Here is a 13,466-nt window from a genome sequence, read left to right on the forward strand (position 1 = left end):
CAAAGCCATGAAGATGCTCCGACCCTGCCTCCTCCTGCTGCCCCTTCTCGCGCTGCCCGGCTGCGCGACCATGGGATCGGTGATGTCACCCTATAGCGAGAAATTCTCGTGCAAGAATAGCGACCATGGCCAGTGCATTCATCCGGGCCAAGCCTATGCCGATGCGGTCGCGGGCCGCGCCTCAAAATCCGATCCTGCCGTCACCCTTGATCACAAGCTGCTCGCTCCGGACAAGAAGCGGGCCCGCAGCATAGACAAGGGGCCCGCCAGGGCTGCGGCGACACCCTCGGCTATGGCGCAACCTGGCCAGCGCCATGTCGGCGCGCTGATCGAGGCTCCCGGATCGCCGATGCTGCGCCCTTCGCGCACCATCCGGACATTGATCCTTCCCTATGCCGACAAGCAGCGCCCCGACCGGCTCTATATGGCGCGCTATATCTATTCGATCATCGACCGGCCCGCCTGGGTCGTAGGCGACTATCTGGTGGAACCGGGCGGGCGAACGCCTGCGCCACCGGTGCTGCGCACGATGCGCGAGCCCGAACCGGGCAGCACAGACGTGCCGACGCAAGAGGCCATGCCGCTTACCATCCATCCGGAGAAACGGCCATGAGCGCGCGGCCCGGCCACAAGGGTCTGAGCTATCAGCGCCTGCGCGCCGCCGTGACCCGCGACGCCTATTCGGATTTCCTGCCGATGGTCGCCTGGGTCGAAGAGGAGGAAGCTTTCCTCTGCATCGACGATGGCTGGGGCCAGGCCTGGGAGCTTGTGCCGTCCGCCTATATGTTCGCCCATGTGCAACAGGCGTTGCTCGGACTGCTCAACATTCATTTCCCCGAAGGCACGGTCCTCCAGCTTATCACCTTCGCCGATCCGCTGATCGACCCGGCGCTTGACGCCTATCTCGATATGAAGGTCCGGCCAGACCCGCTGGTCCAGGCTTCGGCCCGGCGTACGGCCGACTATCTGCGCGGTGGTACAAGGGGCCTGGATGCACTCCATGCCATCCCGGTACGCGACTTCCGGTTGTTCCTCGCAATCAAGACGCGGGTGAAGCTCGGCGCGGACCTGCGCCGCCAGGTGGAAGAGCAACTGGCGAAGATGGGCATTCGGCGTTTGCCGCCCGACGAACTCATCAGCGTCTATCGCCGGATCTTCAACGGCGTCTTTGCGCCCGCACCTGGTGTTTTCCTCAGCGAGAGCATGGGCGGCATGCCCGCCCCGTCGATCGCGCGGCAGATTATCGAGGCCGGACCTGACCTCTGCTTCGAAGGCCCCGAGGTGTTCCTGGGCAACCAGGTGGCGCGCTGCCTCACGCCCAAAGCGCCGGCGCGCCGGATCACCGCCGAGCGCGCCAACCGCCTCATGGGCGGGATGCGCGGCTCTGCGGAGGACAGCGACCAGATTGGTGGGCCATTCCTCTATTGCCTCTCGGTCCTGTTCGATCATTCGCAGTTCGAAATCCACAAGAGGGCGCAGATCCTCTCGGCGCAGAAGGCCGCGGGCAGTTTCGCGGTCGAGGTCGGCAAGCAGATCGAGGAGATCGGCTGGATCTTGGATGAAGCGTCCAACAGCCGGTTCGTGTCGGTGATCCCTACCATGTGGGTATTCGGCCGCGACAGCGCCCAGGCCCGCGAGATGGCGGCGCGCGCCAAGCGACTGTGGGAATCAGAACCCCTGCCCTTCATGGTGCAGGAAGAAAGCTATCTGCTTCCCGTGCTGCTCGCTGCCAGCCTGCCCTTCGGGCTTTATCCCGAAAAGCAGACAATCAAACTGTTGGAACGCGATTTTCGCATGGCCGTGAAGGCCGCCAGCCTCATGGCGCCGGTCCAGACCGATTTTCGCGGCGGCGGCCGCCCGGCTCTCCTCTACGTAGGCCGCAAGGGCCAGCTCATCACGCTCGATCTCTTCGACCCGCGCATCAACAATTATAATTTCATTGTCTCGGCCGAAAGCGGCGCAGGCAAAAGCTTCCTGCTCAATAATTTGTGCCAGCAATATTATGCGCAGGGCGCTCTCATCCGCATCATTGATATCGGCGGCAGCTACCGCAAGCTCTGCACGCTCTGCTCTGGCCGTTATATCGACATCGGCGAGGAGCGCCTGGTGCTCAACCCTTTCGACATGGGGCTGGCGCTCGATGGCGAGGACAAGCAGTCGGCCATTGCCATGGCGGTCGCGATCGTCGCGGAAATGGCGAACGCCTCGACCCGCAAGCCCGTCACCACATCGGAATGGAACCTGCTCAAGTCCGCCATCCAATGGACCGTTGATAGCGGGCGCGGCGACGACGGCATCGACGCGGTGCGCCATTGGCTCGGCCGCTATCCCGACAATGCCGCCTCCGACCTCGACCGGGTCGACCATCTGGTGCCGGTCGCGCGCGAACTGGCGTTCAATCTGCGCGATTTCGGGTCGCAGGGCGCCTATGGCCATTTCTTCAACGGTCCTTCGACGCTCGACATCTCGCGCGATGAATTCGTGGTGCTGGAGCTCGAACGCTTGAAGGCGCTGCCTGATCTGTTCAACGTGATCGTCATGGTGGTGGTGAACGCGGTCACCCAGGAACTCTATCTCTCGGCGCGCGACAAGCCCCGCTTCGTGCTGTGCGACGAGGCCGCGCAGTTCATGACACGCAGCGACGGGCAGGACCTCTCCCGTCTCGCCGAGGCATTCGGCCAGGGCTATCGCCGCGCGCGCAAATATCAGGGGAGCTTTGGCATCGTGCTCCAGAGCATGAACGACCTCATGCTCTTTGGCGGCACCGGACAGGTGATCCTGGAAAATGCCGCGACCAAATTCCTGCTCCAAGGCTCCACCTATGACAAGGCGGTGGACAACAAGATCCTCGACTATTCAGGCTTCGTCCTCGATCTCTTGAAATCGGTCCGGAACGCCAAGCCCAACTATTCCGAAGTGTTCATCGACAGTCCATTGGGCCTGGGAATCGCGCGACTGGTGGTCGACCCCTTCAGCTACTGGATCAATACTTCAGCGCCCAACGAGGTTGCCGCGTTCGAGGCGCTTGTGCGGGCCGGTCGCAATCCGCTGGAGGCAGTGTGCGAACTGGCCGGTGTCGATCCCGCCCAAATACTGGCCGGAAATTGTCGCCAGGGCGGGAGGGCGGCATGACGCATAAGCCTGTAACCCATCCCGATCAGCTGGCGCTCGACTGGGAAAATGACCCGGCGATCGAAGCGATGATCGAAGCGCGTGTCGCCCGTCGCGCCGAGGCCGCCGCCTTCCATTGGCGACTGCGGCTTGTGGCCATCGAAACCTGCATGATGGGCAGTCTCGTCATCGTGGCAGGCACAGCGCTCGGTCAGCCGCCGCTCCAGACCATACGGGCGGGCATTCTCGTGGCTACCGCCTGTTGTGCGAGCGGCATGCTGCTGATCGGTCTGTCAGGCGCATGCGGGATGGTCTTCTCGCGCTTCAAACAGTGGAGGGCGCGATGAAGGCCGATCACGCCAATGGCTTTGATCATGGCCTGGACGTCGGAGACGATGTCCATGGGCTTCTTGCCTATGCGCGCAGCGTGAGCGATCCGGCGCTGGGTGTGGACGCGGTCGCGCGGGCGATCGTCACGGTCATCCAGGCGGAACGCCGCTTTGCGCGGCTGTGCTACACCCTGCTGGTGACCGGCGGCATAGCCAATGCCTCGTTTTGCGCGTTCGCGGCAGCGTGGATCCTCCAGGTTCCGCTGGTCGAAGCCATCTTCATAGGGATCTGCGCCGGCATGGGCGCGAGCTCCACGGGTCTGATCCTCATTCCCTGGGACGCAATCGCCCAGCGCCTTCGTGATTTCACCCAGCGGTGGAGGCGGTCGTGAACGGCATCTTCTCAAGCACGCCCGCGCCAGGGCCCATCCGCCTCCTCATCGGCAGCCAGGGCCTTGCGCTCGTGCAATCCTGTATCGCCTGGCAATCGCCCGCCATGCCCGCGGTCTTTCGCATTCTTGGCGCGGCCATAGCGATCATTGCGACAGCAGCCCTCGTCAGCGCCGCGATCGGCGAGGGGCGCGAGAACCGTGCGCCATATTGGAGACGGCGTCGTGATCGCTAGAACCACGGGCCCAGGGCGCCCTCGTCATGCCCTATGGGCAATAGCGCCCTTGGCGCTGATGACTGGACTGCTGGCGCACGCCCCCGTCACAGCCGCGACCAGCATTATCGGCCGCACCTGGCCGATCGCCGAGCCCGACGCGCTGAGCGAGATCGAAAGCCGCGCCGCGCATGTCCCGGACATGAAAGCCGCCTTTGGCCCGCGCGAGCGCTGGTCGGCGATGAAACCTGCCACGCTCGGCATCACCCGCGCCGATCGCCACCGAACGGTGGTGCCCTTCTACACCCTCGATCAAGATATCCGGCTGCCGGGCGGAAAGCTGCTTTACGCCAAAGGCTATAGCTTCAATCCGCTTGCCTATGTGTCACTGCCCCAACGGCTGATCGTCGCGCACCCCAGCGACCTGGCCTGGGCGCTGCGCACCGCAAGGCCCGCCGATTTCATCCTGCTCGCCGCCGGTGGTTTCTCCCAGGCGGGAGATACACATGCAGATGCGATCACATTGGGTGAGCGTCACGGCCGGGCGCTGTTCCTGCTCGAAGAGCGCGTGAAGGCGCGGCTCGGCCTGACGGTCGCACCGGTGATCGTCGCGCAGGCGGGCCAAAAGCTGGTGCTGACCGAGGTCGTGATTGCCCCAAGTCCGCGGAGGGCTGCGCGATGAAGATGCTCTCTGTCCGAAGCGTTTTGACGCTCGGCTCGGCCCTCGCGGCATTGGCGATCGCGTCCCCCGCTTATGCCTCCAAATGCGAGGCAGGCACGATCTTCAATCCGATCACCAAGGTGCGATGGAACTGCATCTTCCCGATCACCATCGGCGGGGTAAAGGTGGGTCCGACCGACCCGCTCGGCAAGGCGCTCGACGCGCAATCGGCCTCCAAGCCTTTATGCGCGTGCCACAAGGGCGTGACATTCTGGTTCGGCGTCAAGGTCAGCTTCTGGTCGCCCAATCGGATGGTCGATGTTGTGACCGAGCCCGGCTGCATGATGGCGCTGGGCGCTGACATCATGCCGACCGGCGGCAGGCTGCAGGGCAGCCAGACCAGCATTGCCGACGGCACCAACACGCGCAAGATGTTCGCCCAGATGCACTATTATATCGCGCCGGTCTGGAAGATGCTCGACATGTTCACCGACCTGCCCTGCATCGAGGATGACGGCTTCGACGTGGCCATGATCACAGAGGTACTGCCGACCTGGCAGTCGGCGACTTTGGGCGCGATCATCCAGCCAGAGGCAATCCTGTTCGGCAATCCGGCCGCTGGCCTTGCCTGCATGGCCGACAGCGCCGCGGCCGCTGCGGGCAAGGTCGTCGATCCGCTCTTCTGGTGCATGGGATCCTGGGGCGCGACCTATCCGATCGCTGGCGACATCCATTTTGGCGACAGCGTCGAGGCCTGGGCGGGGCTCGCCGCGCGCGGCGTCTTCATGATGGGGCGGCTTGGCGCCCTTACCGTCAATTCAGCGGACGGCTGCTCGTTCATCCCGCAGCCGGTCTGGACCAAGAGCCGCTACAAGTTCCAGCTGATGGAACCGGTCAAGGGCGGCCAGTGCGTCAACGTCGGGCGACCAGGCGCGCTATGGACCAGTGCCAAACATGCACCGGGCAAGGACAATGCCCAGTTCATGCTGTTTGAAAAGACGATCTGCTGCGCCGGGGTTTCGACGCCATGAACAGGTCGCCTTTCCCGATCCGCATGCCCTCGCCTGGCATCAGCCGATGGTCTGCCCGTCATTCCACCGAGCCAGGCGTTCCCCATGCGGTCAGGCCAGTGTCGCATCCCCCCTGCGGCACCGGTCGGACGGTTGGCGTGGCCACACATGCAGACGATCATGCGGCGCGCCCCTCTTCGCCGCATGTCGTCGTGGCCACGCAGACCGTTTTTGAAGGCCAGGCTGTATTCCGGGCAGAGCGTGCCGACCCTGTTTCAGCTATATTTCTATTCCGGCTGCGGCGCGGGTCGCGGCAGATCAATCTGGTCGAGCACCGGCCATGAGGCCAGCGACCCTCGTCCTTGTCGCAGCGCTCAGTCTGCCGAGTCCCCTTCATGCGCAGACCGCGCAGGACCGCGCCCGCGCTGCGGCGGCCGCCGCGCGGGCGAAGAGCGCTGACAGCGACGCGCTGCTGGGCAATTATGTGACGCCGGGTCTGGCGGGACAGGCGATCACCACGGTCGACACCAAAAAGACCTTCACCCCCAATCTTGCCTGCCAGAAAAGCGCGACGCTGCTCGAACTGCTCGCCCAGCCCAGCGCCACCGGCGATATCGGCACGCTCAGCATCTCGCGCGACAGCGATCTTGACGGGAGCTTCGATGAAGCACTGACCGTTCCGGTCCCCACATCCGGTATTTGCGCCAATGGGATCATCTCCTGCGCGCCGGGCAGTTGGGACGCGTGCCGCTTCTTCCGCTGGGACACTTCTACGTCCGGGGCACTGAAGCTTTCGCAGGTCGAGCTGACCGATCTGGCCGGTTGTTACTGCGTCAACAATAGCTGCGGCAGCAATCTGGTCTGGGGCAATATGGCCTCGATCCTCAAGGATCTGGGCGGCGGCGTTGTCGGCGCGCTCACCACGGCCGATCCGCGTATCGGCATCGCGCAGGCGTCCATCGATGGCCCGCTCATCCGCTATACCGGCGCGCAGACCACAGCCTGCACGGCGCAACCGCAAATCGGCGCCACGGCCTACAAGGCCAATCCGGGCGCCATGGCGGGCGACGCCTATGGCGCCGCGCAAACGAGCAGTATTTTCCAGGCGCTTGTCCAGTCGTCGACCGGAACCGGCACGTCGCAGGTGCGCCGGAGTTGCGCCATCACCCGGCAGATCACGCAGGAAGAGATGACCGCCGAGATGATCATCGATCGCGTGGCGGGCGGCTACGCAACCTTCGCGGCAGACCCAAACAGCCGCACCTTCGTCATGGGCTCGCCCACCGACAATAGCCTGTCTGGCGGATCCTGCACGCTTATCGATTTTCACATGACATTGCGGGTCAAGGACGCAGCAAGGCTTCAGCAACTACTTCTGACCCGCTTTGGCGGGGACGACTGGGCTCAGATCAGGATCGATGGCGACCTGGTTGGCTCAGGCCCGGAAGTCTGGACCGGATCGGGACCGCCGCCGGGCAAATGCGAGAAGAAGAGCGCCTTCTATGTCGATCCTGGTCTCGATCTCACCTCCAGGCTGACGCAAGGCGATCATGATATCTGGTTGCGGGTCGCGGTCGCCGATGGCGGCGAAGCCTATGCCGCGATTGAGGCGAAAGTGGATGCTGGCTGCAAGACGAGCGAACAGCTTGTCGATAGCTGTTCAGGCTATGCAGCCAATAATGCCTGCCGTCTCTATGATGAAGATGTCGATGGCGTCATCACCTATCGCAACGGCGTCAAAACCGGGCTCACCCCCCTGCCCCAGACCCGGTTGATCGGCACCGGCGCCTGCGCGACCACGATCAGCCGCGCCTTCTTCGAGCGCCAGCGCAGCTACACCTGCACGGTCGATAGCGGCGCGGTCCCGCAGCCCGATCTATCCCGCGGCACCTATATCATCGATCATTCAACCGAGACTTTGCTCGCTGATCAGGTGAAGAATGCCGATGGCAGCCAAAGCCTGACAACCCGCAATTTCTCCTTACCCGTGTCCGGTAGCGTCAATGCGTGCGAGCCCATCTGCAAGACCCGCAAGGCGCAGGTCAATATAGCCGCAGCCCCCGATGGTGTGACCGGTTCCAGACAGAGTGATCCCATGGGCTGGGACTATTTTTATCACGCCTGCCAGGACAATGGTGTCTGCCCTGCGGGCGCGGGCGAGGAATTGGTGCAGGGCTGCGGCTGCATCGATGATTTTCCCGAAGCGGTGGTGATGATGCAGACCGTGCGCCTGGGCGGTGCCGACATGGTCTGCACGAGTGCCATGAGATGAGGCTGCTGCGTGCCTTTGCCCTGGGGCTCATCCTCCTCGTCGGCGCTGTTTCCTTGTTCCCCGGCAGCGCGAGCGCTCAGCAGCTTTGCGCTGTCGATCTTAACGGCAATGGCGATGCGGCGGACGACGGCGAAACGGCAAGCTGCCACCTGATCGATATGGGTGGATGGATGTGCCCCATTGGCGAAACGCCGTGCCTGGCGGATCAAGGTGGAGCAATGCGCTGCCCGCTCGGCGATCAATATGCCTGCGCTGTGCCGGCCAGCGGCGGGGCGCCAAGCTGCTCGGCCAATGCCTGTATCGACACCAGCGCCAATCCGATCGTCGAGGAGCCGGTGGTGGATGATCCCGGCGTCGTGGCCGACGGCGCCGTCGATGCCGATGGCAATTGCCTTGGCACGATCGAAATCTTCTCCGGACGCGCCGCGCGTTGCCGTCCTGCCGGACTCAGCACCACCTTCCAGAATTGCTGCAAGGACAAGGGGAAAATCGTGAAGGACGGCATGGGCGGTTCGATCTCGTCGATCACGACGAAGATCGCGGTCGCCAAGGGCGTCTTCACCGGTATGAAAGCCGCCTACACCGCCTTCAGGGCAGGCGCGACCGCAAGCCAGGCGGCAAGTGCCGGCGCCAATGCGATCATCGTCGGCATCGATCCCACATCGATCGCGATCAGTCTTGCGGTCAATTTCATGATCGATCTCCTGCTCCAGGGCTGCGACCAGCAGGATATGGAAGTGGGCATGCTGCGCGGTTCGGGCATGTGCCATGAGATCGGCAGCTATTGTGCGTCGAGCATTCTTGGCGTGTGCGTCCAGAAGGCCCGGGGCCATTGCTGCTTCAACACCAAGCTTGGCCGTATCATCCAGGAACAGGGCCGCCCGCAGTTGAAGGCGTTCGATGCTCTTGGCTGGAGCACCGCCAAACAGCCCTATTGCCGAGGTTTGAGACCGGAAGAATTCCAGGCGCTCGATTTCAGCAAAATGGACCTCTCCGAATATTATGCGGAAATCGAGGCGCGCGCCCAATCCGACATCCAGATCGACATGAAGGACAAGATCGATGCCCATATGCAGACGATCAGCAACTAGCCGCGCCCTGCTTCTGGCGGCTCTCGCGCACTATCCCGCATCGGTGCGAGCAAGTGAACCGCAGGCTGTGGCCGAACAGCCGACGAGCGCAAATGCGCGTACGCGCATCCAGGATCAGGGTGACGCGGCTATGGAGCGCGTGAAGCGGGCTGCCGCCAAGGCCAAGGCTTCAACGAAAGCCTCGCCCGTTCTGCCCTCAAAAGCCGACGCTGGCGCGGAGCGCCGCGCCTTCGAGGGGATCAACAGGCGTAAGCAGGATCCCGCCATGGCGGATCGCGTCAAGGCAGACGTCGCGGCGGCACGCAAAGCCCTGGCCATCGAACGGGAGACCGCCAGTCGGCGTATCGCGCAGGCCCTGGGTCTTGAACAGCCAGAAGAAGCGGCATTGGCGGGCGTCGTGTCCGGCAGCAGCGCGAACCAGTGGGTCCCGCTACTGTTCGCGTCCTCCTCCATGCCGGTTGAAACATTGCGCACTTATGCAGGGCAGCTCGAACAGGTTGGCGGCGTGATGGCTTTTCGCGGCATGCCGGGCGGGATGCGGCAGGTTGGACCGATGGCGCAACTGTCGGCCGCGATACTGCGCCGCGATCCGGGATGCGAAGGTCCCGCCTGCGCCATGCGCGACGTGCAGCTGATCGTCGATCCACTGGTCTTCCGGCAGCATCGCGTCACCCAGGTGCCCGCACTGGCGATGATCCCGGGCGATCCGACCCGGCCCTATTGCGAGCGCGACGAGGCGAGCCCGCGCGCAACGCATCTCGTGCTCGGCGATGCTGCCCTGTCCGGGCTTCTTGAGGAATATGGCCGCCTTGGCGGCAAGGCGGAGGTGCAGGATGTTCTTGCTCACATGGCGCGCCGGTAACCGGGTCTGGCGCGAACTCAAGGATCTGCCGCTGCGCGCAGCCGTGGCGCTCGGCGCTGGTGGCCTTGGGCAGCCGGCCCGTCCGGGTCAGCTCTTCAAGGCCTATGGGATCGTGCTGCCGATCGGGCTCTTTGCCTGGTGGGCGATGCCGCAGCTCACATTGGTCATGACGCCCTCCATCAATGCCTGGGTCGTGCACCGCTCCCCCGGCCCGATCCGTCACGGCGACCTCGTCTCGTTCCTTCTGTCCGATCCGCTTGCTGGCCCCAAGCCAGTGAATGTCACCAAATATGCGCTGTGCTTGCCAGGCGACCGGATCATGATGGTTGAAAAGCCTGCCACCCTGGACCGCGGTTGGACCGGCTGCTACTATTGCAACGGCAGGCTGATGGGCATCGCCAAGCCATTAGCACGCAGCGGCAAGCGGCTCGACCATTGGCGGCCGGAAAGTCCGCGCATTCCCGATGGCATGATCTTCGTCGGCTCGCGCCATCCCGATGGATATGACAGCCGCTATTACGGTCCGGTTGCCATCGAGCGGCTCATCCGCATGGAGAAGCTGCTGTGAAGCGCCTCCTCGCTCTGGGTGCCCTGCTGCTGCTGCCCGTCGATATTGCGGGTGCGCAGGCCACCTCTTCAGGCGCGGGCGATCGCGGGACGCGGGGCTATTGGTGGTATGAAACCCCCAAGGCCGACGCTGCGGAAAAGGCGGACGATGATGCAATTCCAAGACCCATCATACCGCCGATGGTTGAACTGGCCAAATGGGCGCCGCCCCGGATCGCCAAGCTGATCGAACAACAGCGCGACTATGCCGCCACCGTTTTGACGATCGACGCGGTCGCCGACTTCTGGCGGCTGCAGGATTTTGCCCGGCGCAAGGCACGCGCCTTTGCCGGCGTCACCCAGCTTGCGATGCTCACCTATCCGCAGCTCAATGCCCGCGCCGCCAATCCAATGGTCGGCGAGGCCCGCGATGCGCTGGGCGCACATAAGGATCAGGTCCGCCGCCAATATCTGCGCGCACATGCCGGCGAATTTGCGCTGGTCATGTTCGCGCGGGACTCCTGCGGCTACTGCAAGGTGCAATGGCCGATCGTCCAGCGGTTCCAGGAGGATATGGGCTGGCAGGTCAGCCTCATGGATCTCGACCGCAAACCCGAACTCAGCCAGCGTTTCGGGGTCGAGGTCACGCCGACCACCATGGTGATCCGACGGAACAGCGCACAGCGCATGGTGATCGCCGCGGGGGTCGAGACTTATCCCAATCTCGCCCAGATGGCCTATCAGGCGGTCCGGCTGCTGCGCGGCGACATCCGGCCCGAACAATGGTTGACGGGAGCCGGCGAGGAAGACGGCTTCTTCGATGCGCTCGCCAATGGACCCGTCTCCGCGACCGATCCGCGCGTGATCGGCGGCGACCTCGTCGATGCCCAGGGGCCAAGGCCGTGACGCGCCTCGGGCAGGCCCTGTTCGCCTGGGCGCTTTTGCTGACCACATGGGTGCAGACGCCCGCAACAGCCGCTGCGCAGCCGACGGATCGCGGCCTTGCCAGGCGAGCCGCCATTCATCCGGTGTCGACAGATGCAGACATGCGTCTCTGGCTGGCCCGCGTGCCGGTGACGCGAGACTTTCCTGCCGATTTCGAGATCCTGCTGCGTGGCCAAGCGTCGCTCTACACTGTCGAGATGAGCACATCGCCCGGCTGCCTGCCATGCGGCGATCTGTGGACCAAGCTTTCCGCTTTCCGCGCCCGCTATGGTTGGCAGGTCCGGACGCTGGGGCAAGAGGAAGCGATGCTGCGATCGGGACGTCTCGGCCTTCCTTGGGTCGGAAACCCGGTCGCATGGGTGCGCCCGCTTGCCGACCCGAACCGCATGGTGCCGATCGCGATCGGCACTGACCATAGCGCCAATATTGGTCGCAACGCCTGGCTTGCCGCCCGGATGCTGACCGGAACACCGGCAGCAGTGGGCGTGCGCGCCATGTCGAAATTCACCGGGATCGTCGGCGTGAGGGCGCTGACCTCCTCTAACCCAAAGCGACGCTGATCATGGCGGGGCGGCGTCACATGTCCATTTTCATCAGGAAGCCTGCCATGAGACATCATTCACGTCGTCTGGCCCTCGCCTTCTCCATCCTCGTCGCTTCATGCGGCCAGGCGGCCCCTGCCTATGCGCAAAGCTGGGCCGAAAGCTGGTTCGATAATGTCACCTATAGCTCGCCAGGCAGCTTCGAGGACCAGACCCGCGGCTATGTGACCGCGGGCGGCATGTCGGGCCGCGTCGATGTCCATGACGACTATCTGATGAGCCTGACGCTTCCCAAGGTGAAGGCGGGCTGTGGCGGCATCGACATGTTTTTAGGGGGCATGTCGTTTCTCGACCCCGACTATCTGGTCCAGAAGCTGGAGACGATCCTGCAGGCCGCGCCGGCCGTCGCTTTCCAATATCTGCTCGAAACCCTCGACGAGAAAATGGGTAACATCATCTCGAAGATGGAGGCAGCGACCAATTACCTCAATTCCATCCAGGTGAATGATTGCCGCCTCGCCAATCGCATGGTTCAGATTGCCAGGGGCGATGATAATATGTCTGGGATCGTCGAGGAGATGACCGGCTACAAGTCGATCCGTGCAGGCTATGCCAATAGCTGGCAACAGAGCCGCGAGAAGATCCAGGCCAATAAGGGCAATCCCACCGAGGATCTGAAGGACGCGCTCGCCAATTGCCCGGCCGAGGTCACCGAGATCTTCAGGACCGGTTCGCTGCTGGCGCATGCCGCCGCGCGCGTCGGGGCGTCCGATTGGGCGGGCGTGATGCGCGCACGGGTGGGCGATGTCTATATGCGCTGGGATGATAAGGACAAGGTGCCGCTCTTCTCGGCAATCCCCGCCTGCCCACGCCAGGATAGCGAGAGCGCCGATGATTTCCTGACCGGACGGGTGCCTACCCGCGCGCTCAACATTCCCGCGACCGCTTCGGATTGTTCGGTGAACGGCGCCGGGCGCGGCGCGCTGCTGCTGGCGCGCGAAAGGATGGAATCGGTGGCCGCCAAGATTCGTACCCGCGCCGCGTTGACGACAGAAGAAAAGCAGTTCGTCGCCAATGTACGGACCTTGCCGGTCTATCGCCTGCTCGAATGGGGCGTGCGGCAGGGCCTGACCGACAGCGTGATCGCCGACACCGACGAGCTGGTCGCCCTCACCCTCGCCTATCAGATGCTCAATGATCTGACCCGCTCGATCGACTTTGCGCTGCAAAACGCAGAGCGCGGCGTGACGACGGCGGGCGCGGCTGACGCGGACAACAGCAATATCTGCCAGACCCGCATCCTGACCAAGGGCATCGAGCAGCTAAGCGAACTGCGCGACGAAGTGTTGCGCCAGCGCGCGCAGATGCGCCAGTCCTACATCGCGGCCATGAACCAGGCGAACCTCTCGGCAAATTATGCCGGGGTGGTGCGCCAGCGCGACCGTGATGCGCGTGACGCCGCTGGCGCCAACGCCAATCGCAACCGGTGAGGC

General features: G+C 63.8%; 14 protein-coding genes. All 14 read left to right on the forward strand.

The window, feature by feature from the left end; all coding sequences use genetic code 11:
- The first annotated feature begins 7 nt into the window (after window positions 1–7).
- The 14 genes from F4U95_RS20200 to F4U95_RS20270 all read left to right on the forward strand — a co-directional run bounded on the left by F4U95_RS20200 (window position 8) and on the right by F4U95_RS20270 (window position 13,463).
- Window positions 8–613, forward strand: coding sequence for a TraV family lipoprotein (locus F4U95_RS20200; protein ID WP_170267511.1), 606 nt, complete (start codon window positions 8–10; stop codon window positions 611–613).
- Window positions 610–3,132 carry a TraC family protein gene (locus F4U95_RS20205; RefSeq protein ID WP_120252711.1) on the forward strand — a complete coding sequence of 841 codons (2,523 nt, stop codon included), beginning with the start codon at window positions 610–612 and terminating at the stop codon, window positions 3,130–3,132. The genes F4U95_RS20200 and F4U95_RS20205 overlap by 4 nt, the downstream gene beginning before the upstream one ends.
- Window positions 3,129–3,458, forward strand: a complete 330-nt coding sequence (locus F4U95_RS20210) for a hypothetical protein (protein WP_120252710.1) — start codon at window positions 3,129–3,131, stop codon at window positions 3,456–3,458. The genes F4U95_RS20205 and F4U95_RS20210 overlap by 4 nt, the downstream gene beginning before the upstream one ends.
- Window positions 3,455–3,832 carry a hypothetical protein gene (locus F4U95_RS20215; protein WP_120252709.1) on the forward strand — a complete coding sequence of 126 codons (378 nt, stop codon included), beginning with the start codon at window positions 3,455–3,457 and terminating at the stop codon, window positions 3,830–3,832. The genes F4U95_RS20210 and F4U95_RS20215 overlap by 4 nt, the downstream gene beginning before the upstream one ends.
- Window positions 3,829–4,065, forward strand: a complete 237-nt coding sequence (locus F4U95_RS20220; RefSeq protein ID WP_170267512.1) for a hypothetical protein — start codon at window positions 3,829–3,831, stop codon at window positions 4,063–4,065. Before F4U95_RS20215 ends, F4U95_RS20220 begins: the two co-directional genes overlap by 4 nt.
- A gap of 58 nt (window positions 4,066–4,123) precedes the next feature.
- Entirely contained in the window at window positions 4,124–4,726 is a 603-nt protein-coding gene (locus F4U95_RS20225) for a conjugal transfer protein TraW (protein WP_120253494.1), read from the forward strand.
- On the forward strand, window positions 4,723–5,736 hold the full coding sequence (locus F4U95_RS20230) for a TraU family protein (RefSeq protein WP_120252707.1): 1,014 nt from the start codon (window positions 4,723–4,725) through the stop codon (window positions 5,734–5,736). Before F4U95_RS20225 ends, F4U95_RS20230 begins: the two co-directional genes overlap by 4 nt.
- Before the next feature lie 319 nt (window positions 5,737–6,055).
- Window positions 6,056–7,987 carry a hypothetical protein gene (locus F4U95_RS20240; RefSeq protein ID WP_150426797.1) on the forward strand — a complete coding sequence of 644 codons (1,932 nt, stop codon included), beginning with the start codon at window positions 6,056–6,058 and terminating at the stop codon, window positions 7,985–7,987.
- Complete coding sequence (gene traN / locus F4U95_RS20245) at window positions 7,984–9,078, forward strand: conjugal transfer protein TraN (RefSeq protein WP_150426798.1); 1,095 nt, start codon at window positions 7,984–7,986, stop codon at window positions 9,076–9,078. Before F4U95_RS20240 ends, traN begins: the two co-directional genes overlap by 4 nt.
- Window positions 9,079–9,145: 67 nt before the next feature.
- Complete coding sequence (locus tag F4U95_RS20250) at window positions 9,146–9,940, forward strand: type-F conjugative transfer system pilin assembly protein TrbC (RefSeq protein WP_120252704.1); 795 nt, start codon at window positions 9,146–9,148, stop codon at window positions 9,938–9,940.
- Window positions 9,912–10,508 (forward strand): S26 family signal peptidase, encoded by a 597-nt coding sequence (locus F4U95_RS20255; RefSeq protein WP_120252703.1) that lies wholly within the window; start codon window positions 9,912–9,914, stop codon window positions 10,506–10,508. Before F4U95_RS20250 ends, F4U95_RS20255 begins: the two co-directional genes overlap by 29 nt.
- A complete protein-coding gene (locus F4U95_RS20260; protein WP_120252702.1) occupies window positions 10,505–11,392 on the forward strand; it encodes a conjugal transfer protein TraF in 888 nt (295 codons plus the stop codon). The genes F4U95_RS20255 and F4U95_RS20260 overlap by 4 nt, the downstream gene beginning before the upstream one ends.
- A complete protein-coding gene (locus F4U95_RS20265) occupies window positions 11,389–11,991 on the forward strand; it encodes a hypothetical protein (protein WP_120252701.1) in 603 nt (200 codons plus the stop codon). The genes F4U95_RS20260 and F4U95_RS20265 overlap by 4 nt, the downstream gene beginning before the upstream one ends.
- A 47-nt stretch (window positions 11,992–12,038) precedes the next feature.
- Window positions 12,039–13,463, forward strand: coding sequence for a conjugal transfer protein TraH (locus F4U95_RS20270; RefSeq protein WP_120253493.1), 1,425 nt, complete (start codon window positions 12,039–12,041; stop codon window positions 13,461–13,463).
- Window positions 13,464–13,466 lie beyond the last annotated feature (3 nt).

Origin of the sequence: Sphingobium limneticum (assembly GCF_008710165.1) — a bacterium.
Taxonomy (GTDB): domain Bacteria; phylum Pseudomonadota; class Alphaproteobacteria; order Sphingomonadales; family Sphingomonadaceae; genus Sphingobium; species Sphingobium limneticum.